Origin of the sequence: Streptomyces sp. 549 (assembly GCF_030124175.1) — a bacterium.
In the GTDB taxonomy this organism is placed as follows: Bacteria; Actinomycetota; Actinomycetes; order Streptomycetales; family Streptomycetaceae; genus Streptomyces.
Genome location: NZ_JASKMT010000014.1, coordinates 117,350 through 141,456 on the forward strand (window position 1 = coordinate 117,350; position 24,107 = coordinate 141,456).

The following is a 24,107-nucleotide window of genomic DNA, read 5'->3' on the forward strand; positions in this document are numbered from 1 at the left end:
GGAAGCCGTCGCGACGGGCCCTCGTGCCCGGCCTGCCGCACCGGCGCCGGTCACCCGGCTCCGGCAGGCTCCCCTGCGGATCATCGGTCGGCGGACCCACCGTCTGCGGGCAGCCGCTCTGCGGCCTTGCGCCCGGTGGACCCGCGCTCAGCGGGCCCGTCGCGTTCGGCGAGCCCAGGGAAGGCTACGCCGCGACCGTGCCACCGCGCAGACCGGACCGCCGCCTCCCGAAGCGCTCCGGCGGCCTCGCGCCGCCGTGCGCCCTGGGTGGACCGCACCAGATCGGCGTACACCGCGGCGACCCGGTCCTCCAGCTCCGCCGCGAGCAGGGCCGCGGACTCCGCGTCGGGCACCGCGAACGGCAGCGTGTACCCGGCGGGGGCCGGTTCCGGAGTGCCGTCCAGCTCGCGCACCACCCGCTGCAGCTTGTCGCGCCGGGCGCGGTGTGCGTCCCAGGCCTGCCGGGCCTCGGCCCGGCGCTCCTCGCCGATCCGTCCGCCCACCACGCCGTAGCCGTACACCGCCGCGTGCTCGGCGGCCAATGCCGCCTGCACTGCGGCCAGTTCGCCGTCGTCAGCCATCCGAGCCGCCCTCGTCGGGGGCGAGGCCGGCAACGTCCAGCTCGCCCAGCAGGTAGACGTGCACACCGCCGGCCGCCGCCAGCGAGGCCAGCAGCCTGGCCAGTTCGGGGGGCGCGTCGCCCAGCGCGCGGGTCCGGGCGTCCGCGGTGCGGCGCTCGGCGGCGACCAGCGCGGCCACCGCGTCCGCCGGCACCGCGGGCACCGACGGCGGCTCCCCGGCGCGTTCGCGCCCGCCGACCGCCCGAAGGTGCGCGGCGACGCTGCCGCGCAGCGCCGCCAGCGGTCCGGCGAGCGCCGGGTGGGCGGCGGTGGTGGCGTCGTAGCGGCCCAGCAGGGCCGCGCTCTGCCGCGCGGCGCTCTGCCGCAGGCGCCGCGCCGGCGCCGCCCGTTCGGCCTGGGCGCGCTGCGCGGCGGGGTCCCTGCTGCCCGAACAGCCGGCGAGCAGCGCGGCGGCTCCGGCAGCACCCGCGGCCAGCAGGCTCCGTCGAGGCGGATCGAGTGCCACGGGTCACTCCATCGGGATAAAAGATCAGCAGGTGAGCGCGGTGTCAGAACAAGTGATCACCGTTTGGTGAGAGTACCCGCAGGGTACGCGCGCACCGAAGGCCAGGCCCGGCGTGCCGGACACGGCACCCGTGCGGCGGCACGGTCGGCGCAGTCCCCGGCAGGCGCTAGGCTTGACCGGGCACGCCAGAGCCCCCGCACACCGTCGGGGCGACGCCTTCGGAGCGACCTGGCGGGCAGACCCACGTACCAGTCCCACAACAGCACACGCGGCCGAGGAGTCACCCGGATGAGCACGACCCAGATCGAGAGGCTGCGCGCGCTGGTCGAACCGCTCGCTTCCGAGCGGGGGCTGGACCTCGAGGAACTGGGCGTGAGTCCGGCCGGCAAGCGCCGCGTACTGCGGGTGGTCGTCGACTCCGACGAGGGCGTGCAGCTGGACACCTGCGCCGAACTCAGCCGCGACGTGTCCGCCGCCCTGGACGAGGACGACGTGATGGGCGGCCAGCCCTACACCCTGGAAGTCACCTCTCCCGGCGCCGACCGGCCGCTCAGCGAGCCGCGGCACTACCGCCGCGCCGTCGGCCGGTTGGTCGCGTTCCACCTGCACGAGGGCGGCGAGCTGACCGCGCGGATCACCGCGGTCGACGACGAGGGGCTCGACGTCGAGGTCCCCGGAGTCAAGGGCCGCAAGCCCACCGCCCGGCGGATCGCCTTCGACGGAGTCGCCAGGGCCCGGGTGGAGATCGAGTTCAACCGCAAGGCGCCGGCCGACGCAGACGACGCTGCCGCAGACCCCGAGAACGCCGAGAGCGGCAAGAACATCAAGAACGTCAGGAACGTCAGGAACGTCAGGAACACCGAGAACGAAGAGGAGGCGTAGTCGTGGACATCGACATGAGTGCCCTGCGGGGACTGGTCCGGGAGAAGGAGATCTCCTTCGGACTGCTCGTGGAAGCGATCGAATCGGCTCTCCTCATCGCGTACCACCGCACCGAGGGAAGCCGCCGCCGCGCCCGCGTGGAGCTGGACCGCGAGACCGGTCACGTCACGGTGTGGGCCAAGGAGGACACCGGCCCGTCCGGCGACGTCGAGGAGGGCCAGGAGCCCCGCGAGTTCGACGACACCCCCTCGGGCTTCGGCCGGATCGCCGCCTCCACGGCCAAGCAGGTCATCCTGCAGCGCCTGCGGGACGCCGAGGAGGAGATCACCCTCGGCGAGTACGCGGGCCGGGAGGGCGACATCGTCACCGGCGTCGTCCAGCAGGGCCGCGATCCCAAGAGCGTGCTGGTCGACATCGGCCGGCTGGAGGCCATCCTGCCGCCGCAGGAGCAGGTCCCGGGCGAGGACTACAGCCACGGCACCCGGCTGCGCAGCTACGTGGTCCGCGTCGCCAAGGGCGTGCGCGGCCCGTCGGTGACGCTCTCGCGCACCCACCCCAACCTGGTGCGCAAGCTGTTCGCCCTGGAGGTGCCGGAGATCGCCGACGGTTCCGTCGAGATCGCCGCGATCGCCCGGGAGGCAGGCCACCGCACCAAGATCGCCGTGCGGTCCACCCGCTCCGGACTCAACGCCAAGGGCGCCTGCATCGGCCCGATGGGCGGCCGGGTCCGCAACGTGATGGCGGAGCTGCAGGGCGAGAAGATCGACATCGTCGACTGGTCGGACGACCCCGCCGACCTCGTGGGCAACGCGCTGTCGCCCGCTCGGGTGAACAAGGTGGAGATCGTCGACCTGGCCGCGCGGTCCGCGCGGGTCACCGTTCCCGACTACCAGCTGTCGCTGGCCATCGGCAAGGAGGGCCAGAACGCGCGACTCGCCGCCCGGCTCACCGGATGGCGTATCGACATCAGGCCCGACGAGGAGTCGGCCTCCCAGCCGTCCTGACGGCCGGACGAGCCTGTGAAGGCCTACGACAACCAGTGACGAACGCGGCCGGCGCCAACCGCCGGCCGCATCCGTGACCGCGCCTCCTCGCCCCGGCTGGGGAGCCGGTCGCACGGGGAGGTAGACTTAACGTGTCTGGCCGGACGCACACCCCGGGATGCCCCGAGCGCACTTGCGTGGGCTGTCGGAAGCATGCGGCCAAGGCCGAGCTACTGCGTGTGGTGCTGATCGACGGTCGCTGTATCCCCGATCTTCGCGGTACGCTGCCCGGCCGGGGTGCTTACGTGCACCCTGATCCAGCCTGTCTCGACCTGGCGGTCCGCCGCCGGGCGTTCCCGAGGGCCTTCCGGCACAAGGGGACCCGAGGTCCGCTCGACACCGCGGAAGTCCGCCGGTGCGTGGAACAGGCACAACCGTAAGACGCTCCGCACGGAACCCCGTGCCGGAGAGGTACCTCGCGAGTCGGAAGTAGGTCGAGATTGCGATGAGCACTCGATGAGTACGCGATGAGTACGCCCATGCACAAGTAGCGAAGGTCCGGCGGACACGACCCCGGACCATAGAGGAGCGAAGTGGCTAAGGTCCGGGTATACGAGCTCGCCAAAGAGCTTGGAGTGGAAAGCAAGGTCGTCATGGCCAAGCTCCAAGATCTGGGTGAATTCGTCCGTTCGGCGTCCTCGACGATCGAGGCGCCTGTTGTCCGCAAGCTGACCGACGCGTTCGGCGCCGGCAGTGGCGCCGGTGGCGCCAAGAAGTCCGCCGCCAGGCCGGCGGCGCCCAAGCCGGGGAGCGCCCCCAAGCCGGGTGCACCGCGTCCGGCCGCCCCTGAGGCGACCGCGCCCCGTCCGGGCGCCCCGCGTCCCGGCTCCGCAGCGCCGAAGCCGGGCGGGCCCCGCCCGGCCGCCGCAGAGCCGGAAGCCCCGAAGAGCAGTGCCCCCAAGCCGGGTGGCCCGGCGCCCGCCGCGGCGCCCCGCCCCGGCGCGCGTCCCGGCCCGGCCAAGCCGGAGTTCACCGCTCCGCCCTCGGCCCCGACCCCCCCGGCCGCCCAGCCTCCGGCAGCTCCGCGCCCCGCCGCGGCGAAGCCCGGAGCGCCGCGGCCCAGCGGTCAGAAGCCCGGTGGCCCCAAGCCCGGCGGCGCTCGCCCGTCCGGCCCGCGCCCCGGCAACAACCCGTTCACCTCCGGTGGTTCCACCGGCATGGCCCGCCCCCAGGCCCCCCGGCCCGGCGGCGCGCCCAAGCCCGGCGGCGCCCGCCCCGGCGGTCCCAGCGGTCCGAGCCAGGGCGGTCCCCGCCCGCAGGCCCCGGGCGGCAACCGCGCCACTCCCGGCAGCATGCCCCGCCCGCAGGGCGGTGGCGCCGGAGCCGGTGGTCCCCGTCCCGGAGGCGGTGGCGGTGGCAACCGCCCCAACCCGGGCATGATGCCGCAGCGTCCTGCTGCCGGTCCCCGTCCCGGCCCCGGCCGCGGCGGTCCCGGCGGCGGCGCGGGTCGTCCCGGCGGCGGCCCCGGCGGTCGTCCCGGTGGCGGCGGCGGCGCGGGTCGTCCCGGTGGCGGCGGCGGTTTCGCCGGCCGTCCGGCCGGTCCCGGCGGCGGTGGCGGCGGTTTCGCCGGCCGTCCCGGTGGTCCCGGTGGCGGTCGTCCCGGTTTCGCCGGTCGTCCCGGTGGTCCCGGACGCGGTGGCACGCAGGGCGCCTTCGGCCGCCCCGGCGGTCCGGCGCGTCGTGGCCGCAAGTCGAAGCGGCAGCGGCGCCAGGAGTACGAGGCCATGCAGGCCCCGTCGGTCGGCGGCGTGATGCTGCCGCGCGGCAAGGGCGAGACCGTCCGGCTGTCGCGCGGTGCGTCGCTCACCGACTTCGCGGAGAAGATCAACGCCAACCCGGCGTCGCTGGTCCAGGTCATGTTCAACCTGGGCGAGATGGTCACCGCCACGCAGTCGGTGCCGGACGAGACGCTGCACCTCCTCGGCGAGGAGATGAACTACGTCGTCCAGATCGTCAGCCCGGAGGAGGAGGACCGCGAGCTTCTCGGTTCCTTCGACATCGAGTTCGGCGAGGACGAGGGTGGCGAGGAAGCACTCGTCGTCCGTCCGCCGGTGGTCACCGTCATGGGTCACGTCGACCACGGCAAGACCCGCCTGCTGGACGCGATCCGCAAGACCAACGTCATCGAGGGCGAAGCCGGCGGCATCACCCAGCACATCGGTGCCTACCAGGCCCGTACCGAGGTCAACGGCGAAGAGCGCAAGATCACCTTCATCGACACCCCCGGTCACGAGGCGTTCACCGCCATGCGTGCCCGCGGTGCCAAGTCGACCGACATCGCGATCCTCGTGGTGGCGGCCAACGACGGTGTCATGCCGCAGACCGTCGAGGCGCTGAACCACGCCAAGGCGGCCGGCGTGCCGATCGTGGTCGCGGTCAACAAGATCGACGTCGAGGGTGCCGACCCGACGAAGGTGCGCGGTCAGCTCACCGAGTTCGGGCTCGTGGCCGAGGAGTACGGCGGCGACACCATGTTCGTCGACATCTCCGCCAAGCAGGACCTGCACATCGACAGCCTGCTGGAGGCCGTGGTCCTCACCGCGGACGCCTCGCTCGACCTGCGCGCCAACCCGGAGCAGGACGCCCAGGGCATCGCCATCGAGGCCCACCTGGACCGCGGTCGCGGTGCGGTGGCCACGGTGCTGGTCCAGCGCGGAACGCTGCGGGTCGGCGACACGATGGTCGTCGGCGACGCCTACGGCCGCGTCCGGGCCATGCTCGACGACAAGGGCGCCAACATCACCGAGGCCGGTCCCTCGACCCCGGTGCTGGTCCTTGGTATGACCAACGTCCCCGGTGCGGGTGACAACTTCCTGGTGGTGGACGAGGACCGTACGGCCCGTCAGATCGCCGAGAAGCGCGCCGCCCGTGAGCGCAACGCCGCGTTCGCCAAGCGCACCCGCCGGGTGTCGCTGGAGGACCTGGACAAGGTGCTCAAGGCCGGCCAGGTCGAGCAGCTCAACCTCATCATCAAGGGCGACGCGTCCGGTTCGGTGGAGGCTCTCGAGTCCTCGCTGCTCCAGCTCGACGTCGGCGAAGAGGTCGACATCCGGGTGCTGCACCGCGGTGTGGGTGCGGTCACCGAGTCGGACATCAACCTCGCGTCCGGCTCCGACGCCATCGTCATCGGCTTCAACGTCCGCGCCGAGGGGCGCGCGACGCAGATGGCCGAGCGCGAAGGCGTGGACGTGCGCTACTACTCGGTCATCTACCAGGCGATCGAGGAGATCGAGGCGGCCCTGAAGGGCATGCTGAAGCCGGAGTACGAAGAGGTCGAGCTCGGCACGGCGGAGATCCGCGAGATCTTCCGCTCCTCCAAGCTCGGCAACATCGCGGGTGTGCTCATCCGCTCCGGCGAGGTCAAGCGCAACACCAAGGCCCGTCTCATCCGCGACGGCAAGGTCGTCGCGGAGAGCCTCAACATCGTGGGCCTGCGGCGCTTCAAGGACGACGTCACCGAGATCCGGGAAGGCTTCGAGGGCGGTATCAACCTCGGCAGCTTCAACGACATCAAGATCGACGACGTCATCGCCACCTACGAGATGCGGGAGAAGCCGCGCGGCTGATCCACGCACAGCGGTGACACACCGGGCCGGCGGGCGGGGCGGAGACGCCCCGCCCGCCGGCCCGGGCCGCTTTCCCCGGCCCCGCCGGGGAGCGGGAAACGGCGTCGATCACCACGGCCGTTGCGTGTACCGTTTGAAGGTATCCACGTACGGACGAGGCCTCACGGGTCGGCACTGACCCGCAACCGCATGTACACAGGGACACTGTCCTTCGACCTGCTGCTCGGCGACGTCCGCTCGCTGAAGCAGAAGCGCTCCGCCGTCCGCCCGATCATCGCCGAGCTGCAACGCAGGTACGCGGTGAGCGCGGCGGAGGTCGGGGACCAGGACCTCCACCGCCGGGCCCGTATCGGCCTGGCCGCGGTGTCGGGGGACGCCGCACACCTCGCCGACGTGCTCGACCACTGCGAGCGGCTGGTCGCCTCCCGCCCGGAGGTGGAACTGCTGGCCGTCCGCAGACGGTTCCACGGCGATGACGACGAGTAGCACGACCACCGAACGAACAGAGAGAGTGAGCGCATGACCGACACCGCGCGGGCACGCAAGCTGGCTGACCGCATCCGGGTCGTCGTCGCGGAGACCCTCCAGCGACGCATCAAGGACCCGCGGCTCGGCTATGTGACGATCACCGACACCCGGGTCACCGGAGACCTGCGGGAGGCGACCGTCTTCTACACGGTCTACGGCGACGAGGAGGAGCGCACCGCCTCCGCCGCGGCCCTGGAGTCCGCCAAGGGCGTGCTGCGTTCGGAGGTGGGCCGCCAGACCGGCGTGCGGTTCACCCCGTCGCTGGAGTTCGTCCCCGACGCCCTGCCGGAGAACGCCCGCACCATCACCGATCTGCTGGCGAAGGCGAAGGCCGCGGACGACCAGGTCCGCCAGGCGTCCTCCGGTGCGACCTACGCGGGGGAGGCCGACCCGTACCGCAAGCCCGACGAGGAGGCGGACGCCGACGAGGAGTCGGAGCCGGGCGACTCGACGGGCACCGACTCGACGGGCACCGCCGGCGGCGGCGCCGCAGGCGGTCCGCAGCGCGACGGGGACGTCTGAGCCGTGGCACAGCAGCAGCACGCCGCTGGACCCGCCGCCGGCCCCGCGTCGTCCGGCCCCGGGCCGGACGACGCCCCGGCCACGCCGCCGGCCCCGTCCGCCGAGCTGTCGGGCGCCGTCGAGCCGTCGGCTGGTTCCGAGCCGTCGGGCGGCGGTGAGCCTGCCGACAGCGGTGAGCCGGCGCCGTCCCGTCCGGCTGCCGCGTCCCGCGCGGCCGGACGGCCCCGGACGGGCGGCGGCCGTCCGCCCCGCGGCAAGGGGCGGTCGACGGGCGACAGCGGGCCGGACGGCCTGCTGGTGGTGGACAAGCCGGCCGGCTTCACCTCCCACGACGTGGTCGCCAAGATGCGCGGCATCGCCCGCACCCGTCGCGTCGGGCACGCCGGGACGCTGGACCCGATGGCCACCGGGGTGCTGGTGCTCGGCCTCGGCCGGGGCACCAAGCTGCTCGGACACCTCGCCCTGACCGAGAAGGAGTACGTCGCCACCATCCGCCTCGGGCAGACCACCGTCACCGACGACGCGGAGGGCGAGACCACCGCGTCCGTCCCGGCCACCGGCATCGACCGGAAGGCCGTCGACGCCGCGGTCGCCGCCCAGACGGGCGCCATCCTCCAGGTCCCTTCGAAGGTCAGCGCCATCAAGGTGGACGGAAAGCGGTCCTACACCCGTGTGCGCGAGGGCGAGGAGTTCGAACTGCCGGCCCGCCCGGTGACGGTCTCCGCCTTCCTGGTGCACGACGTGCGCGAGCAGACCGCCGACGACGGCACGCCCGTGCTGGACCTGCTGGTCTCCCTGGTCTGCTCGTCCGGCACGTACGTACGGGCCATCGCCCGCGACATCGGGGCGGCGCTCGGCGTCGGCGGCCACCTGACGGCGCTGCGGCGCACACGGGTCGGCCCGTACGGCGTCGGCACCGCCCGCACCCTGGAACAGCTCCAGGAGGAACTGTCGCCGATGCCGCTGAACGAGGCAGCGGCGAAGGCGTTCCCCCGTTGGGACGTGGGGGAGCGGCAGGCGCAGCTCCTCACCAACGGCGTGCAGCTCGACATGCCGGAACTGCCGCCGGGACCGGTCGCCGCCTTCGGGCCGGAGGACCGCCTGCTGGCGCTCGTCGAGCAGCACAAGGGGCGGGCCAAGAGCCTCGCCGTGTTCGCCTGACCTGACCGCGCCGGATCTGGCCGGACTGCGCCGGACCTGAGCGGACCGGGTGTCGGGCCGGGCCAGCGCCCGCCCCGACACCCGGTCCGCCTCGACCTGCCCCGACCCGCCGCCGGTACCGTCCGGTCGCCGGTGTCCCTTCCGCCCCGCGGTGCTGTCGACCTGCGCGTTCACTCGAACGGACGGGCGCTCGAAGCGAACGGCGGGCGTGTCGGGGGCGCTTTCCAGGCAATTCCTGGCCCCGCCGACAGCCTGCCCCTACCGTCGAGGAAGACAAGACGGGGCGGTGAGTTTCAGCGATGTCGGCGACACCGGCACCCGCGCCGTCCGCGCGGCCCGCGGACGGCGTGCCGGTGCGCATCTGCGACCTGGCCGGGCGCCCCAGGGGCGCCGGGTTCCTCGCCGATGCCGACGGCACGGTCCTCACCACCCACGAGGCCGTCGACGGGCTGCGGCGGGTGCTGCTCCAGGGGGCCGACGGCCGCAGCCACCTGGCCGAGGCCTCCGACCTCAACCCCTATCCCGAGTACAACCTCGCCGTGGTCCGCGCCCGCGGTCTCGCCGGGCCGCCCCCCGTCATCGGCACCGAGCGCCCGGCCGGGACCCGGGTGCGCTTCTGGGCCGACGGCTGGATCGAGAGCCGCCTCACCGGCACCACCGCCGCGACGTACACCTCCACCGACGGCTACCACCCGCTGGAAGGCACCCTGAGCCTCGCACTGCCGGAGGCCACCGCCGTCTCGCTGCGCCTGAGCCGGACCGCCACCGGCTCACCCGTCTACGACGCCGACACCGGAGCCGTGCTCGCCCTGCTCGGCACCGCCCTGCTCGGCCCCGGCCGCGCCACCGGACTGGCCGTCCCCGTCCGCGACCCGCTGCACCCCGCCCCGCTGCGCGACGCGCTCGCCCGCAACGGGAGCACCGCCCCGGGCTTCGGCGCCGACCTCAACCTCGCCGGGGTGCTCACCCTGGCGCACCGGACGGTACCGACGCCGCGCACCCCCGAGCACGAGCGGGTGGAACGCCCCGCGGTCACCGCCGAGCTGGCCGCCTTCACCACGGGCGGCGCCGCCCTGCTCGCCCTCGTCGGCGACCCGGGCAGCGGCCGGACCACCGAACTCGCCGCCTGCGCGCACCGCCGCGCGACGGCGGACCCCGCCCGGCCCACGGTCTGGCTGCGCGGTGCGGACCTGCGGCCCGGGGACACCGGGCTGCGCGACGCCGTCGGCCGGGCCCTCGACGGTGCGGCGCGCGGCCTGCCCGGCGCGCTGCCCGCCCCGCGCGGCACCCTCCCGGACGTCGCGGCCCGCCTCGCCCGGGACGCGGGACGCCCGCTGCTCGTCCTGCTCGACGCCCCGGAGGAGCTCCCGCCCGGTCTCGGCCGGGAGCTGCGGCGCTGGATCACCGCGACCGCAGGCTGGCTCAGCACCTCCGGCGCCCGGCTCGCCACGGCCTGCCGACCCGAGTTCTGGGAGCAGGCCGCCGCCCACCTCCCCGTCGACCTGCTGCACCGGCCCGTGGCGGTGCCGGGCGCCGCGCTCCCCGGCAGCGTCCTGGTCACCGACCTGCCGCAGGGCCACGCCCTCACCCGCCGTATGCAGGCCCTGCTGTCCGGCGCCCCCGCAACCGGCGACGCCGACCGACCCGGCACCCCACCGCGGGACGGAGTCGACCGCCACCAGATCCTCGCCGGCTGGCTCGACCGGTCCGCCCGCGGCATCGCCGACCGCCTCCACGCCCGCCGGGCCCAGCCGCAGCAGCCGGACACCACCGCTGTGCCGCCCCCGCGCCGGGCCCACCGCAGGCTCACCGCGGACGCCACCGCCCGGCTGCACCGGGTGGCCCGCGAAGCACTGGGGCCCGGCAGAGGAGAGATCACCCGGGACGCGTTCAGCGCCGCCTTCCCTCCCGCCGACGGTTGGGCCGACGCGGTGCTCGCCGAGGGCGTGCTCACCGCGGCCGGCGCCGGATACCGGTTCGCGGACGAGGAGTTCGGCGACTGGCTGCAGGGTCACCACCTCGACACCGACGCGGCGCTGCACACCCTCGTGCACGACCGTGTGCCCGACGACCCGCTGCCCGTCCCGCACCACCGCATCGGCCCGGTGGTGGAGGCGCTGCTGCTTCTCGACCGCAACGCCGGACCGGGGCCGCTCACCCGGCGCCTCCGCCCCCTCGCGCTGCCCGCCGACCGCGACGCGGAGGCGTCCTGGTGGGCCGCGCACCTGCTCGGCGAGACCCTGCTGCGGCTGCCCGACGCAGGCCCCTACATGCCGGTGCTGCGCACGCTCGCGGCCCGCCTGGTGCGGCACGGCCCCGAGCCGGGCTTCGGACCGTCGTTCTGGACGTCGCTGCCCCTGGACACCCCGCAGCTGTGCGAGATGCTGCGCCAACTGCTGCCGCTCGACCCGGAACCGCCCGCCCGCGCCGAACGCTTCCTCGACGCCGCCGCCGCGGTGCTCGCCGCCGATCCGGCTGCCGCCCGCCCGGCCGTCTGCCGCTGGTTCGACGACAACCGGCCGCTGCGCGCCCCCGGCGCGACCGTGGCCACCGCCGCGCAGGCCCTGCTGCACACCCACCGCGGCACATGCCTCGACGGCCTGCTCACTCTGCTCGCCGAGCACGGCCACCCCCGCGCCGAGGAACTGCTCGCCGAACTGGCCCACGACGAGCCGGCCGCCGTCGGCCACGCGGTGCGCCGCTGGGCGGACGACCTCCGCCCGCGCCTGCGCGCCACCGCCGACCGGATGCTGCCCGTACTCGCCGACCGCCCCGGCGCCGACCGGTCGGACCTGCGCGCCGCCGCCGAGGCCGCCCTGACGCACCGCGGCGGCACCGCGGTGCCCACCGCCGCTCTCGCTCTCCTCGTTGCCGACCCCGCCGGCCGCGACCGCCACCTCCCGGCCGCCCTCGCCCGGTACACCGCGGGCGCTCGCGACCCGGCGCTGACCCGGGCCCTGGTGAGCGCCCTGGCCACCCACCCCGACCTGGTCACCCCCGCGCTGCGGCACCGCCTGCACACCGCCACGCGTGTCCCGGAGCCACGCGACGCCCGGGAGCGGCCCGACAGCGTCGCACAGCTCGACGGACCGGAACCGCCCGACGGACCGGAACCGCCCGACGGACCGGAACCGCCCGACGCCCGGTCACGCCCCGCCGCCGCGGAGCGGCACGGAGAGGGGGTGCGGTCGCTGCTGACCGCCCTCGCCGCGGACACCGTCCCGGCACCCGCGCGGCGCGCCGCCGCCCGGCTTGTCGCCGAGGCGGCCGTACTCGCCCCGCCGACCGCAGCCGAACCCGTCGTGGCCGTGCTCACCCGCCTGCTCAGGGACGGACCGGCGGCCCGCGACACGCTGCACCTGCTGCTGCCGCACCTGCTCGCCGTGCCCTCACCCGAGCTGCGCACGGCCGTCGCCCGCACCCTCGGCGCCGAGGCCGACCGCCGCCCGCACGCCGCGGAACTGCTGGAGGTCCTGCTGCGCACCGAACGGGACCCGGTGGTGCTCGACGCGGTGCTCTCCGCCGCGCCGCACCTCCCCGAACGGGCCCGCCGGATCGGCCTGCTGATGTGCCGCACCCCGGAGGGCGCCGCCCGCTTCGACCGGACCATGGGGCAACTCGCCCGCGACGCAACCGGCTTCGCGGCCCGCCCGCTCCGGCGGGTGACCGGGCCGCAGGACGGGTGGGACGCCATGGCCGGACCCGGTGCACGCCGGGTCTGCGCGGCGCCGGCCGACGGCGGCTGACCTCCCCCCGCCACGCGCACCGCCGCAAACACCGCCCGGCGCGGTCCGGCAACGCTGCGCATGGCACCCTTGGACCGGCAGGAATCCATTCGCATGCAGCGAGGAGCGGGCACAGTGCAGCGCTGGCGTGGCTTGTCGGACATCCCCGAGGACTGGGGTCGCAGCGTCGTCACCATCGGCTCGTACGACGGGGTCCACCGCGGACATCAGTTGATCATCGGGCGGGCGGTGGCGCACGCCCGTGAACTGGGTGTGCCGGCCGTGGTGGTGACCTTCGACCCGCACCCGAGCGAGGTGGTCCGGCCCGGCAGCCACCCCCCGCTGCTCGCACCGCACCACCGCCGGGCGTCGCTGATGGCCGAGCTGGGCGTGGACGCCGTGCTCGTCCTGCCGTTCACCAAGGAGTTCTCCCAGCTGTCGCCGGCCGACTTCGTGGTGAAGGTCCTGGTGGACAAGCTGCATGCGCGCACCGTGGTGGAGGGGCCCAACTTCCGTTTCGGGCACAAGGCCGCCGGTGACGTCGAGGCCCTTGCCGAACTGGGGCGCAGCTACGACTTCGACGTGCTGGTCATCGACCTGTTCGAACGCGGTGAGGCGGGCGGCGGACAGCCGTTCTCCTCCACTCTGATCCGCCGCCTGGTCGCCGACGGCGACGTGGCGGGGGCCGCCGAGGTGCTCGGCCGTCCGCACCGGGTGGAGGGCGTGGTGGTGCGCGGCGCGCAGCGCGGCCGGGAGCTCGGCTATCCCACCGCCAACGTCGAGACGCTGCCGCACACCGCGACCCCGGCCGACGGCGTGTACGCGGGCTGGCTGACCGTGCCGGACAGCCCCGAGGGGCCGATGCCCGCAGCGATCTCCGTCGGCACCAACCCGCAGTTCGACGGCGTGGAACGCACTGTTGAGGCGTACGCCATCGACCGGGTCGGCCTCGACCTGTACGGCCTGCACGTGTCGGTGGACTTCCTCGCCTACCTGCGCGGCCAGGAGCGCTTCGCGACGCTGGACGCCTTCCTGGACCGCATGGCCGGTGACGTGCGGCGCTGCCGGGAACTGCTGGGCATGACCCCGCCCGGCGACTGACGACCTCACCCGGCGCCGACGCTGGACCGGGAAACGCGCAGGGGCCCGTGCCGATCGGTCTGATCGGCACGGGCCCCTGCGTTGAGACCCCTACTCGGCCGCGTGTACGGCCCTCACCGCGGCGGCGGGCCGGGCGGCTGCTGCGGCCAGCCCTGCGGTGGCTGGTCGGGCCGGCCGCCCTGGTGCGGCGGGTACTGCTGCGGGGGCGGCGCGCCCCAGTGGCCCTGCGGCGGCGGGTAGCCGCCGGTGCCCTGGCCGGGCAGCGGCGGCGCAATCTGCGGCGGCGGGTTGTTGCCGCCGCTCTGCGTCCACAGCCCGGCGGCCTGCTGGTGGCGGGCGATGTCCTCGGCGATGAGCGCCGAGAGGTTGAAGTACGCCTCCCGGGTCCTGGGCCGCATCAGGTCGAGGTCCAGCTCGGCGCCGGCCGACAGGTGCTCGTCGAAGGGCACCACCACCACGTCCCGGCAACGGGTCTTGAAGTGGCCGACGATGTCATCCACCTTGATCATCTTGCCGGTCTCGCGCACCCCGGAGATGACCGTGACGCTGCGCTGCACCAGCTCGCCGTACCCGTGCGCGGCCAGCCAGTCCAGCGTCGTGCTGGCACTGCTGGCGCCGTCCACCGAGGGTGTGGAGACGACGATCAGCTGGTCGGCCAGGTCGAGCACGCCGCGCATCGCCGAGTAGAGCAGACCGGTGCCGGAGTCGGTGAGGATGATGGGGTACTGCTTGCCGAGCACGTCGATCACGCGCCGGTAGTCCTCGTCGTTGAACGTCGTCGAGACGGCCGGGTCCACGTCGTTCGCCAGGATCTCCAGGCCGGAGGGGGCCTGCGAGGTGAAGCGGCGGATGTCCATGTAGCTGTGCAGGTGCGGAATGGCCGTCACCAGGTCGCGGATGGTCGCCCCCGTCTCGCGGCGCACCCGGCGGCCCAGCGTGCCCGCGTCCGGGTTGGCGTCGATCGCGATGACCTTGTCCTGCCGCTCGGCCGACAGTGTCGCACCGAGCGCCGTGGTGGTGGTCGTCTTGCCGACACCGCCCTTGAGACTGATCACGGCGATGCGGTAGCAGGACAGCACCGGCGTACGGATCAGGTCGAGCTTGCGCTGCCGCTCGGCCTCCTCCTTCTTCGCACCGATCCGGAAGCGCGAACCGCCCCGGTTGGTGCTCTGCGGCCGTGGTTTGCGCTTCTGGTTCAGCAGCCGGTCGGAGGACAGCTCGACGGACGCGGTGTAGCCCAGCGAGCCGGGCTGCGCGTAGGGCTGCCGGGGGTCCGGCCAGCCGGTGCCCGCCCGGGGATCGGACGGCGGTGCCTGCGGCGGCAACTGCCCCTGGGCTTCCGGCTGCTGCGGGTGGTACGGCTGCGGCGGCGGCCCGTGGTGTGCGGGGCCGGGCTGCGGGTGCTGCGGGGACTGTGCGGGTGCCTGGGGGGCGCCCTGCGGGTCCAGGTGCTGCGGCTGCACCGGTTCGAGCTGGGTGCCGGGCAGCGGTCGTGCGTCGGTCGGCGCGCCGTGCTGCTGCGGGAAGCCGTAACCGCCGGGGGCGACGGGGGGTGCGGCGGGCCCACCGGGCCCCTGCGGGCCGTGCTGCCCGGGCGGCTGCGGGGGAGCGTGGTGCGGCGGCACCTGCTGCGGCGCCGGATGGGCCGCCTGGCCCGGGTGCGCAGGGCCGGGTGCGGCTTGCGGGTAGCCGTAGCCGGGCGGGGGCTGGGGCGCCTCCGGCCGGGGCTGCGGGAAGCCGTAACCGGCTCCACCGGCCGCGTCGGCAGGTGCGGTTCCGGGCGTGGACGGCGGCGGGGGTGCCTGGGGTGCCTGGCCGGTGGGTGCGGCAGGCGGCGGGAAACCGTAGCCGTCGGACGGGGCGGGGCCCGGCCCGTCGGGCCGTGGCGGCTGCGGGTAGGAGTAGGCGCCCTGCGGCGGGCCCGGCTGCTGGGCCTGCGGCGAGCCCGTGGGACCGCCCGCTGCCTCCTGCTGGGCAGGCCAGGGGGTGCCCGGCGGCGGCGTGGCGGGCTGGTACTGCGGGGGGAGCGGCGGCAGAGCGGGCGCGCCGCCTCCCGCCCAGCCCTCGTCCGCGGCAGGCGAGCCATGGGTGTCCGCGGCGGAACCTGTGTCCTCACCCTCAGCAGGCGCCCCGGGGACCCCGTGAGCCGCCGGGGCGGTGCCGGGCGAGGCGGGCGGCGCGACCGGGGCGTCCGTGTCGTGCGTGGGCGTGCCGGGTGGGTCCTTCCGCGCTGCCACCTCACGGCGCAACTGCGCCGAGGAGAACCGGACCGTGGCGCCGGTCACCAGGTCGCCGTTGTGACTTTCCTCGGCGTCGGCGTCGGCTTCGGTTGCGGGGGTGGCGGCGGCTGCGGCGGGGTTGTCGGTGCCGGCCGCTGCGGGCTGGACATCGTCCTCGGCCCCGGAGGGCCCGGCGATCCCCGCCGTGGGCGACGACCCGTCCGGCAGCTCGTCCGAACTGCCGTGCTCCGCCGTTGTGTTCACTGCTGCGGAGTCGTCCGGCACATTGGACGCCCCGCTGGCGGCAGCAGCCGGAACCTCGGGTGCGTCGCCCGGTACGGCCGGGGCGTCGACGGGGAGAGTTGGGGCGTTGTCAGGGAGGGCCGGGGCATTGTCAGGGAGGGCCGGGGCGGACGCACCCGGGCCGGAACCGCGCCCGTCCGACCGGTCGTTGGGGCCGGTCCCGGCCGGAAGCGGTGGCGCGGCGGAGAGTTCCGGTGCGGTCGGCCGGGACGCGGCCGGTGCGGCTTCGGGGACTGCGTCGTGCCCCGCGCGGACCTCCTCCTGGCTTCCGCCGCCGGCAGCCTTCAAGGGCTGGGCATGAGCGTCCTCCCCGTCCGCGGGAGTCGGACTCGCGGGAGCCGAACCGGCCGGAGCCGAATCCGCGGGCGGGGAGGAGGCGGGCCCTGAGCCCGCGGACGACGCGCTGTCGGCAGCGGACGGCGACACCTCGGCAGGCGGCGCCGGAACAGGGGAAGGGGTGGGGGCGGGTGCGCCCATCGGGGCGTATCCGGCAGGCGGGGGCGGCATCGCGCCGAACGAGGGCTCGGAACCGCCGCTGTTCTGCGTGTACCACGCAGGGGGCGTGTAGTCGATGGTGAACTCGCCCGTGTTCTCCAGATCGGACTCGGGCTCCTGGCCGGGGGTGATCCCGTCGCCGCGGATCTCGTCCCGGTCGCTGTTCACAAAGACCTCCTGCTGATCTGGTCCCTCACCCCGGTATCCCCGCAGCGGGGCTCCCCCTTCGCGGCACGCACACCGCACGCACCCCCAGCCTAGACGCCGCACACCCCGCTGCGGCAGCCCGGGCTCCGCCCCGGCGCAGTGGTGATCACCCCCTTCCGGCAACGGGCATAGTGAGTGCGGCACCAAGCCAATCCGCCTGTTTCCACCCTCCGACGGAGTACACCACCGTGGTTCCCATCGCCCGAGCCGTGCGCCTCACTGCCTCTGCCGCCGCCCTCGTCGCCGTCCTCACCGCCTGCGGCGGCAACTCCCCCTCCCCGTCCGCCACGGGCGCCCCCGACGAGGAGTCCGCCGCGCTCGTCGACAAGGCGAACGAGGCGATGAAGGAAACCTCCTTCCGCGCTTCCGGCTCCACGACGGTGTCCGACAACAGCACCCAGGAGGTGGTGTGGGATCCCGAGCAGGGGCTGAGCACGGTCGTCAGAGGTGAGGTCGACGGGAAGATCTACTGCAAGGACGGCCAGAACTACCTGAGCGCGAGCCTGATGGAGGCCTCACTGAAGCAGTCCGGCCAGGACATCGAGGTGCCCACCCGGCTGGCCGGGGTCTACGTGACGACCGACACCGGCCAGGGCTGCGACGCGTTCTTCGCCATCCCGGCCACTGCGGAGCGCGACCCCGAGCAGGACGGCGAGGTCGACGGCCGCAAGACGCAGGCGCTGACCGCGGAGGACGGACGGACCAAGGACGTCTACCACGTGGCGGCAACAGGCAAGCCGCTGCTGCTGAAGATGGAGTCCGAGCGCGACGGCCGGCGCAGCACCACCGTCTACGGCTCGTTCGGCGCGACCAACAGGATCACCCTGCCGACGGCCGAGCAGACCATGCCGATGGCCGACTTCCAGCGGGCCGTCGCCGGCTGACCACACGTCGCGCGGCGTCAGTCCAGGCGCCGCGCGACGCCCAGCAGGCCCGACTCGGCGTCGGTCGGCTGGATCATGGCGAACTGCCGGTCGCGGCGGGCGCACCACAGCGTCACACCGTCGCCCAGCGACGGCAGCGCCTCCACCTCTCGCGTCGGCAGCGCCAGCAGACGCCCCACCTGCTCGGCCTCCTGCGGAGAGACCCGTTGCACGCCCGCCAGCGCGGCCGACCGCAGCAGGCGCGGTGCCACCGGGCTCAGGTAGGGCAGCAGGGTCAGCACCGACTGCCACGGCGCCGAACTGACCCGTCCGCGAGGCGGCTTCATGCCGCAGTCGCGCAGCACCACCACCGGTGAGCCGACCGTCGGGCCCATCGCGGGCACCCGGCCCACCTCGTGCACCGACATCGCTCCCGCGTCGCCGCCCACTGCCTGGACCAGGTTCGTCCACACCTGCGGTCGGCCGGTCTCCACCGCGATCCGGGCACCGGTGGCGGCCAACCGCAGTGCCAGCACCTGGGCCGTCCACAGCCCGCCTACCAGCACGACGTCGAAGGGGCGGGGGTGATGGAAGCCCAGCACCGCCGTCCGCCCCTGCGCGTCCACTCCGGCGATCACTCCGTCGTCGCCCAACGGCAGTGCCAGCGCGTCCAGTTCCGCGACCGGCACCAGGTGCCGTGCCGTACCGGGTCCCCGCATCATCAGCGCACGCCTCCCAGCGGCATCGTCGCCAGCACGCCGGGCACCTGCTCGCGGTCCAGCCGGACCAGGCCGACCTTCACGCCGCGGGCCATGCGCTCCAACTCCCGGCGCAGCTGCGTGAGGTCGTCCGCACTGCGGCCGGTCACCCGCAGATGGCCGGCGACCCCCGCCGCCTGCCGGTCGGCGCCCGTCAACGTGAGGCTGAGCGTCGTCGCCAACGCCGGCAGCGAGCTGAGCAGCGCGGCGAGCTGCGGCAGCGGAACGCCGCCCGTGCCCAGTTCGGGCCAACGTCCGATGCCGTACGCGGTGTGCCAGCGGTCGTCGCACCGCCAGGCCCGCGCCGACTCCTCCGTGCGCTGCACGGGAGGCGAGTCGGGCTGGCTCACCTGCGCCGTCACGAGCGGGTCGGCCACGGCCGACGTGGCGAGCGCCGCCACCAGTTCCTCCTCGGTCAGCACCGCGGCACGGAAACCCGCCCCCGTGAGCCGGCTGACCAGTTGGTCGGCCACCCGCACCAGGCAACGCCGCACACCCTCGACGCCGCCGCCGCGCGCCTCCACCGCCTCCCGGCACAGCTCGGGGTCCAGCTTGACGGCCACCCAGGTCATACGGATCGCGGGCGTGCCCGAGTTGGCCTGCAGCGGCCGGTAACTCATCGCGGCCACCGAGCGGTCGGGCAGCGTGGGCGCCGGGGCGGGCTGGGTGTGCTGGACGACCTGCACCGACTCCAGCCGGATGCCGTCGACATCCAGAGCGTCGTGCAGCAGGCGCAGCGGCAGCGGCCGCCACCCGCGCTCCGGCCGCAGCGCGGAGGCACCCGGCTCGACCCGCAGCACCGCCGTGAGGAAGGTACCGTCCCCGACGGTGCCCACCGAACGGCGCCGGCGGTCCACGAAGGTGTCGCTGCGCAACGCCGGAGCGCACTCGACCGCCGGCGCCAGACCCGCGTCCACCTGGGACGTCGGCACCGGACCGGCCTGCTTCAACCTGCGGCGCAGCGCGAACACGCTGCGCAGCCAGTCCGGAAGCGCGCGCCCGCGACGCCTGCCGACCGCCAGCAGCACCAGCGGGAGCGCCACCGCGCCCGCCGGCGCCAACGCCAGCGGATGCAGCACCCACGCCACCAGCAGTACGGCCAACGCCACCTGGACGAGCACAAGTTGCTGGACGCGTACCGGGCCGATGCGCCCCGAGCCGCCCTCCCGGCGCAGCACCGCGGGGCCCGCGGCCGCTGTCCGGCTCGATGCGTCGGCACCGCCCGCCCGGCCGGAACGGGCCGAGGCGTTGCCCGGCCTGCGGCGTGTGCTGGTAGCGGTCCCCATGCGCGTCCAAGCCCCCTGGTGTCCGAATTCGCCTTCCGTAACCGGCGACCGACGGCCGCTCACCCTACCGGAGCTGCTCCGACCGCCGCTGTGCGGGCACACCGGACCCGGGCCGCGACCCCGTGTTCCCACCGCATACCCTGTCGGGGCCGGTCAGGGGAGTCGGCCCACGGGGAGGGCGGTTACACATGGCATCGAGGCGCGACGAGCTCAACGCGTACACCTTCGCGAAGAAACGCACCGTGGCGTCGTTCCTCCAGCCCTCTCCCACAGGTACCGAGGAGGGCGCGCCCCGCCCCTTGCGCGGCTTCCTGCCCGGCCTGGTCATCGGCGGTCTTGTGCTCGCCGGGTTCGGCGCCTGGGGCATGTTCAAACCGCAGGCGCCCAAAGGCTGGGACGAGCCCGGCCAGAAGGTGATCGTCGCCTCCGACTCCACCACCCGGTACGTCGTGCTGGAGACCAGCCGCAAGACGCAACTGCACCCCGTGCTCAACCTCGCGTCCGCGCGGCTGCTGCTCGACCCGGACAACTACGCCGTCGTCAAGGTCGCCGAGAAGGAGCTCGACAACGGGCGGATCCCCCATGGGCCGACCATCGGCATCCCCTACGCGCCCGACCGCCTCCCCGCGGCGGCGGAAGCCGGCGCCGCGAAGCGGTGGGCGGTCTGCGAGCAGCCCGGCGGCACCGGGCGCACCACGCAGCGCACCACGCAGCGCACCACGCAGCGCGCCACGTTCGTGCTGGCGGACCGCGACGCGCCCCTCACCGACGACCGCAACCGCCTGCGCGGCGGTGAGCTGCTGCACGTCCAGGGCCGCGACAAGGCCCGCTGGATCGTCGACGCCCGCGGCACCAAATACCTCGTCGGCGGCAGGAACTGGCGCGATCAGGACCCCGAGGAGCGCCGTCTCATGCTTCGCTCGCTGGTCAACGGCGAGCCGCACCGCGTCACCGACGAATGGCTGTCGAGCCTGAAGACAGGTACCCCGATCGTCTTCCCGCGCATCCGTGGCGAGGTGGGAGAGCCGGCCGGACTGCCGCGACTGGGTGGACGCGCCGACAGGATCGGCATGGTGATCGAGGCACCCACCGCGTCCGGAACGCAGCGGTACCTCGTCGAAGCGGGCAAGGTCATCCCGATCAGCGACTTCACCGCCCGGCTTGTGCTCGACAGTCCCGCCACCCTCGAACTCGGACAGAAGAGCAAGGCACTCAGTGTCGGCAACGCGGAAGTCGACCCGGTGGACGCAAGTGAGGGCCCGACCGCCGCGTACCGGTGGCCCGAGCAGCGTCCCAGGCAGGCCAACAGCCCGTCCCGCAACACCGTGTGCAGCGTGCTGCGTTCGGTGAGCGGCACCAAGGGCGAGAGCACGCTGTCCACCTGGGCCGGTGCCGACTACCCGGTGGACGCGCCCGACGGCGCCATCAGCGCCTACGTCACGCCCGGCTCCGGGCTGCTGTTCCGGCAGATCCAGGGCAGCGACACCAAGACCGGCGGCCTCTTCCTCGTCACCGACACCGGCCTGCGCTACGCCGTCCAGGCGAACACCGACAGCGGCACCGACCCGACGGCCGAACCGGGTGCCGGAGGCAGCGGGGAGGGCTCTGACGCCGCTGGCAAGGCCAACGAGGTCAACAAGGCTCAGATCAGGCTCGGTTACGCCGACGTGAAACCTGTACCGGTACCGGCCAACTGGGCGCAGTTCCTGCCCAAGGGCCCCCGGTTGGACACGGTCAGCGCCAAGCAGCCGCAGGGCTCCTGATGCGGGCCCGCGCACGGCGAGCCGCCGCCCTGACCACACTGACCGCTTTCGGCGTGCTGCTCCTGCTCGGCGCCGCGCCCACCCCAGCCCCCGCGGCGGCGCCCACCACCGCCCACGCGCCGTCGGGCACGCGCCTCGCTGCGGTCGGCGAGTGCACCTACCCGGCGAAGTCCATCGCCGGACGGCCCTGGTCGCTGCAGCGCGTGCAACTCGACCGGCTCTGGGAGGACACCAAGGGAGCGGGCGTGAAGGTCGCCGTCATCGACAGTGGCGTCGACGTGAAGAACCCGCAGCTCAAGTCGGCCGTCGACGTGTCCGCGGGCGCGGACGTGCTGGGCGCCAGCAAGGAGAACCCGGACGCCCCCACCGGTCCGACCGCCGACCCCGTCGGCCACGGCACCAAGGTCGCCGGCATCATCGCCGCCCGCCCAAACCACCGCACCGGTTTCGTCGGCATCGCGCCCGAAGCCACGATCATCCCCATCCGGCAGAACGACGGCGAGGGCAACGGCAAGGTCACCGGCCTGATCAAGGCCATCGACCACGCGGTGGCCAAGGGGGCCCGCGTCATCAACATCTCCCAGGACACCACCGGTTCTCTGGGCCCCGGCTCACAGCTCCACGCGGCGGTGCAGCGCGCACTGGAGGCGGACGTGGTGGTGGTCGCCTCCGTCGGTAACGACGGCGCCGACGGCAAGTCCCGCGACACCTACCCGGCCTCGTACGACGGCGTGCTCGCCGTGGCCGCCTCGGACCGCAACAACGAACGCGCGGCGTTCAGCCAGTCCGGCGAATTCGTCGGCATCGCCGCTCCGGGCGTCGACATCGTCTCCACCGTGCCGGGCGGTGGCCAGTGCGCCGACAACGGCACCAGCTTCGCAGCCCCCTTCGTCGCGGGCGTGGCCGCACTGGTGCGGGCCAAGCACCCCAAGTGGAGTCAGGAGCAGGTGGTCGCCCAGCTCCAGAACACCGCCGAGCGGGCCGTCAGTGGCCGGGACCGGCATGTGGGCTGGGGGGTCATCGACCCGGTCCGGGCTCTGACGGAGGACGACAAGCTCCCCTCCCGTCCCGCCTCCCGGGACGGCGTACGCAAGGCGGAGGCACCCGAACCGGCCCCCTTGCACCTCGGTGAGTCCTACGCCGAACGCAACGAGCGGCTGGGCACGTACACGCTGCTCACCGGGGTGGTGCTGGTGGCCGTACTCGCCGGCGCGGCCCTCGTGCAGCGCGACTGGCGACGCCGTCACCCTCGGGAGTGATCCTTGCGGGGCGGATTCCGCTGCAGAGCCGCGCACCCTGCTCGCGGGATGCCGTGCCGTCCGCGGGGTGTGCACGGCCACCGGCTTTCCCCGGTAGCGCCGACACGCCCCCAGAGGCGGCAGTAGGGTGAATCGACCTCAGGACGGGGCCCTGACCTGCCCGGAAAGGGACCCTGCCGTGAAGCACAATGACCGAAAGGATTCGGCCGAGATGGCGACCGAACGTGAGAAGGAAGAGCTCTACGCACTCGACATCTCCGACGTCGAGTGGCAGAGCGCCCCGGACAGCCCCGCCGAGGAGCGTGTGGAGATCGCGCACCTGCCCGGTGGCGGCGTCGCGATGCGCAACTCCGCCGACCCGGACACCGTCCTGCGCTACACCCAGGCCGAGTGGCGCGCGTTTGTCCTCGGCGCTCGCGATGGGGAGTTCGACATCCAGAGCTGAAGGAAGAGGGTGTGCGGGGCAGCGGAGTTCCTGCTGCAAAGACCTGCTCGCCCGGCGAGGCGCCGGGCCCTGGCCCGGTCCGGGTCTTCACCGGCGGCTGCGGCACCGGCGCCGTGAAGTCGTGGTCGGGTGGGCGTCAACCAGCTCATCCGGGCTGGTGATTGACGCAACACACCTCCATTTCGCCGCTTATATGCACTCTTCGGGGACACGGCACGGCCTGGCCTCCCCGCCTGGGGGACAGGGTCGTTCGGCATGTGGCGGATGCCTCACCAACTGGCCGCGCTCTCAGACGCCTTGCAGTTGGAACTGTGTTGCTCGATGGCTACAGTGTCAGGGCACGTCACGCTGTACGGGGAAGCACGGGGTTGGGGGAGCTTGTGGCGGAAGGTGCGAACGCGGGGGACGGCTCGCCGTCGGGGGCCAGCATCAGGCTCGAAGCGGATGCGCTGAAGACGTTCAAGTCACGGGTGGACGGAATCCTCCAGCGGCTGGAAGCGTCTCCGGCCTCGCGAAAGAAGATCAGTGACCAGCGGGTCGCGAAGGCGTCCTACGGATCCGGCTTCGTCGAAGCCGACGCGCTGTACCTGCAGTACGAGCAGGTGCACAGCCATCTCACCAAGCTGTCGAAGACGTTCAGCGACCAGATCGAGGCGCTCGGTATCGCCGCCCGGGGAGTGGATGTCGGCTTCGACAACCTTGAGGAATCGGAGAAGCGACGCTTCTGGGAGATCCAGGAGCGCACGGCGCACAACGCCGAGCGTACGAGCAGCCAGCCGGAGCAGGGTGCCACCGGTGGCGAACGGCCTGGTGGCGGCACGCGCTCCGTGCTGTGAGTGGGGGAGTGGGTTTCTGTGGGTGATGGGCAGGGTGGGGTGCGGCCGTCGGAGCCGCA

Annotated in this window: 19 protein-coding genes; 14 read left to right on the plus strand and 5 right to left on the minus strand. The window is 74.0% G+C overall.

Annotated elements, in window-relative coordinates; genetic code table 11:
* Positions 1-80 precede the first annotated feature (80 nt).
* The gene (locus QNO07_RS17330; RefSeq protein ID WP_283992969.1) at positions 81-581 is read right to left on the minus strand and encodes a ferritin-like domain-containing protein; all 501 of its coding nucleotides are present in this window, start codon (positions 579-581) and stop codon (positions 81-83) included.
* Positions 574-1,086 carry a hypothetical protein gene (locus QNO07_RS17335; protein WP_283992970.1) on the minus strand — a complete coding sequence of 171 codons (513 nt, stop codon included), beginning with the start codon at positions 1,084-1,086 and terminating at the stop codon, positions 574-576. Before QNO07_RS17335 ends, QNO07_RS17330 begins: the two co-directional genes overlap by 8 nt.
* A 288-nt stretch (positions 1,087-1,374) precedes the next feature.
* Between QNO07_RS17335 and rimP the strand changes: the two genes are divergently transcribed.
* From rimP to QNO07_RS17380, 9 genes are all read left to right on the plus strand, one after another.
* The gene (gene rimP / locus QNO07_RS17340; RefSeq protein ID WP_283992971.1) at positions 1,375-1,968 is read left to right on the plus strand and encodes a ribosome maturation factor RimP; all 594 of its coding nucleotides are present in this window, start codon (positions 1,375-1,377) and stop codon (positions 1,966-1,968) included.
* Positions 1,969-1,970: 2 nt separating this feature from the next.
* A complete protein-coding gene (gene nusA, locus QNO07_RS17345; protein WP_283992972.1) occupies positions 1,971-2,972 on the plus strand; it encodes a transcription termination factor NusA in 1,002 nt (333 codons plus the stop codon).
* Between the two features lie 131 nt (positions 2,973-3,103).
* Positions 3,104-3,391, plus strand: coding sequence for a YlxR family protein (locus QNO07_RS17350; RefSeq protein ID WP_283992974.1), 288 nt, complete (start codon positions 3,104-3,106; stop codon positions 3,389-3,391).
* A 153-nt stretch (positions 3,392-3,544) separates the two neighbouring features.
* Positions 3,545-6,577: a translation initiation factor IF-2 gene (gene infB, locus QNO07_RS17355; protein ID WP_283992975.1), complete on the plus strand. Its 3,033-nt coding sequence runs from the start codon at positions 3,545-3,547 to the stop codon at positions 6,575-6,577.
* A gap of 189 nt (positions 6,578-6,766) precedes the next feature.
* Positions 6,767-7,063, plus strand: coding sequence for a DUF503 domain-containing protein (locus QNO07_RS17360; protein WP_283992977.1), 297 nt, complete (start codon positions 6,767-6,769; stop codon positions 7,061-7,063).
* Between the two features lie 33 nt (positions 7,064-7,096).
* Positions 7,097-7,627 (plus strand): 30S ribosome-binding factor RbfA, encoded by a 531-nt coding sequence (gene rbfA, locus QNO07_RS17365; protein WP_283992979.1) that lies wholly within the window; start codon positions 7,097-7,099, stop codon positions 7,625-7,627.
* 291 nt (positions 7,628-7,918) lie between these two features.
* Positions 7,919-8,788 (plus strand): tRNA pseudouridine(55) synthase TruB, encoded by an 870-nt coding sequence (gene truB, locus QNO07_RS17370; protein WP_283993004.1) that lies wholly within the window; start codon positions 7,919-7,921, stop codon positions 8,786-8,788.
* A gap of 299 nt (positions 8,789-9,087) precedes the next feature.
* On the plus strand, positions 9,088-12,534 hold the full coding sequence (locus QNO07_RS17375; protein WP_283992980.1) for a serine protease: 3,447 nt from the start codon (positions 9,088-9,090) through the stop codon (positions 12,532-12,534).
* Positions 12,535-12,648: 114 nt separating this feature from the next.
* Positions 12,649-13,614: a bifunctional riboflavin kinase/FAD synthetase gene (locus tag QNO07_RS17380; RefSeq protein WP_283992981.1), complete on the plus strand. Its 966-nt coding sequence runs from the start codon at positions 12,649-12,651 to the stop codon at positions 13,612-13,614.
* 113 nt (positions 13,615-13,727) lie between these two features.
* Here QNO07_RS17380 and QNO07_RS17385 read toward each other — a convergent pair whose 3' ends face one another.
* Positions 13,728-16,799, minus strand: a complete 3,072-nt coding sequence (locus tag QNO07_RS17385) for an SCO5717 family growth-regulating ATPase (RefSeq protein ID WP_283992982.1) — start codon at positions 16,797-16,799, stop codon at positions 13,728-13,730.
* Positions 16,800-17,026: 227 nt separating this feature from the next.
* On the opposite strand from QNO07_RS17385, the gene QNO07_RS17390 reads away from it, so the two are divergent.
* On the plus strand, positions 17,027-17,722 hold the full coding sequence (locus tag QNO07_RS17390; RefSeq protein ID WP_283992983.1) for a hypothetical protein: 696 nt from the start codon (positions 17,027-17,029) through the stop codon (positions 17,720-17,722).
* Positions 17,723-17,739: 17 nt separating this feature from the next.
* Here QNO07_RS17390 and QNO07_RS17395 read toward each other — a convergent pair whose 3' ends face one another.
* Entirely contained in the window at positions 17,740-18,423 is a 684-nt protein-coding gene (locus tag QNO07_RS17395; RefSeq protein ID WP_283992984.1) for a hypothetical protein, read from the minus strand.
* Complete coding sequence (eccE, locus tag QNO07_RS17400) at positions 18,423-19,745, minus strand: type VII secretion protein EccE (protein WP_283992985.1); 1,323 nt, start codon at positions 19,743-19,745, stop codon at positions 18,423-18,425. Before eccE ends, QNO07_RS17395 begins: the two co-directional genes overlap by 1 nt.
* Positions 19,746-19,933: 188 nt before the next feature.
* Here eccE and eccB point away from each other — a divergent pair, with 188 nt between their 5' ends.
* The 4 genes from eccB (at position 19,934) to QNO07_RS17420 (ending at position 24,048) form a co-directional block, all read left to right on the plus strand.
* Positions 19,934-21,508, plus strand: coding sequence for a type VII secretion protein EccB (eccB, locus tag QNO07_RS17405; protein ID WP_283992987.1), 1,575 nt, complete (start codon positions 19,934-19,936; stop codon positions 21,506-21,508).
* On the plus strand, positions 21,508-22,767 hold the full coding sequence (gene mycP, locus QNO07_RS17410; protein WP_283992988.1) for a type VII secretion-associated serine protease mycosin: 1,260 nt from the start codon (positions 21,508-21,510) through the stop codon (positions 22,765-22,767). Before eccB ends, mycP begins: the two co-directional genes overlap by 1 nt.
* Positions 22,768-22,978: 211 nt before the next feature.
* On the plus strand, positions 22,979-23,212 hold the full coding sequence (locus tag QNO07_RS17415; RefSeq protein WP_283992990.1) for a DUF397 domain-containing protein: 234 nt from the start codon (positions 22,979-22,981) through the stop codon (positions 23,210-23,212).
* A gap of 380 nt (positions 23,213-23,592) precedes the next feature.
* Complete coding sequence (locus QNO07_RS17420) at positions 23,593-24,048, plus strand: DUF2563 family protein (RefSeq protein WP_283992992.1); 456 nt, start codon at positions 23,593-23,595, stop codon at positions 24,046-24,048.
* Positions 24,049-24,107 lie beyond the last annotated feature (59 nt).

Bases quoted from the DNA above. Each gene is read 5' to 3' on its own strand.
- QNO07_RS17360 (WP_283992977.1), top strand. From the start codon at position 6,767: ATGTACACAGGGACACTGTCCTTCGACCTGCTGCTCGGCGACGTCCGC.
- QNO07_RS17375 (WP_283992980.1), top strand. From the start codon at position 9,088: ATGTCGGCGACACCGGCACCCGCGCCGTCCGCGCGGCCCGCGGACGGC.
- eccE (WP_283992985.1), bottom strand. From the start codon at position 19,745: ATGGGGACCGCTACCAGCACACGCCGCAGGCCGGGCAACGCCTCGGCC.
- eccB (WP_283992987.1), top strand. From the start codon at position 19,934: ATGGCATCGAGGCGCGACGAGCTCAACGCGTACACCTTCGCGAAGAAA.
- mycP (WP_283992988.1), top strand. From the start codon at position 21,508: ATGCGGGCCCGCGCACGGCGAGCCGCCGCCCTGACCACACTGACCGCT.
- QNO07_RS17330 (WP_283992969.1), bottom strand. From the start codon at position 581: ATGGCTGACGACGGCGAACTGGCCGCAGTGCAGGCGGCATTGGCCGCC.
- rimP (WP_283992971.1), top strand. From the start codon at position 1,375: ATGAGCACGACCCAGATCGAGAGGCTGCGCGCGCTGGTCGAACCGCTC.
- QNO07_RS17395 (WP_283992984.1), bottom strand. From the start codon at position 18,423: ATGATGCGGGGACCCGGTACGGCACGGCACCTGGTGCCGGTCGCGGAA.
- rbfA (WP_283992979.1), top strand. From the start codon at position 7,097: ATGACCGACACCGCGCGGGCACGCAAGCTGGCTGACCGCATCCGGGTC.
- QNO07_RS17415 (WP_283992990.1), top strand. From the start codon at position 22,979: ATGGCGACCGAACGTGAGAAGGAAGAGCTCTACGCACTCGACATCTCC.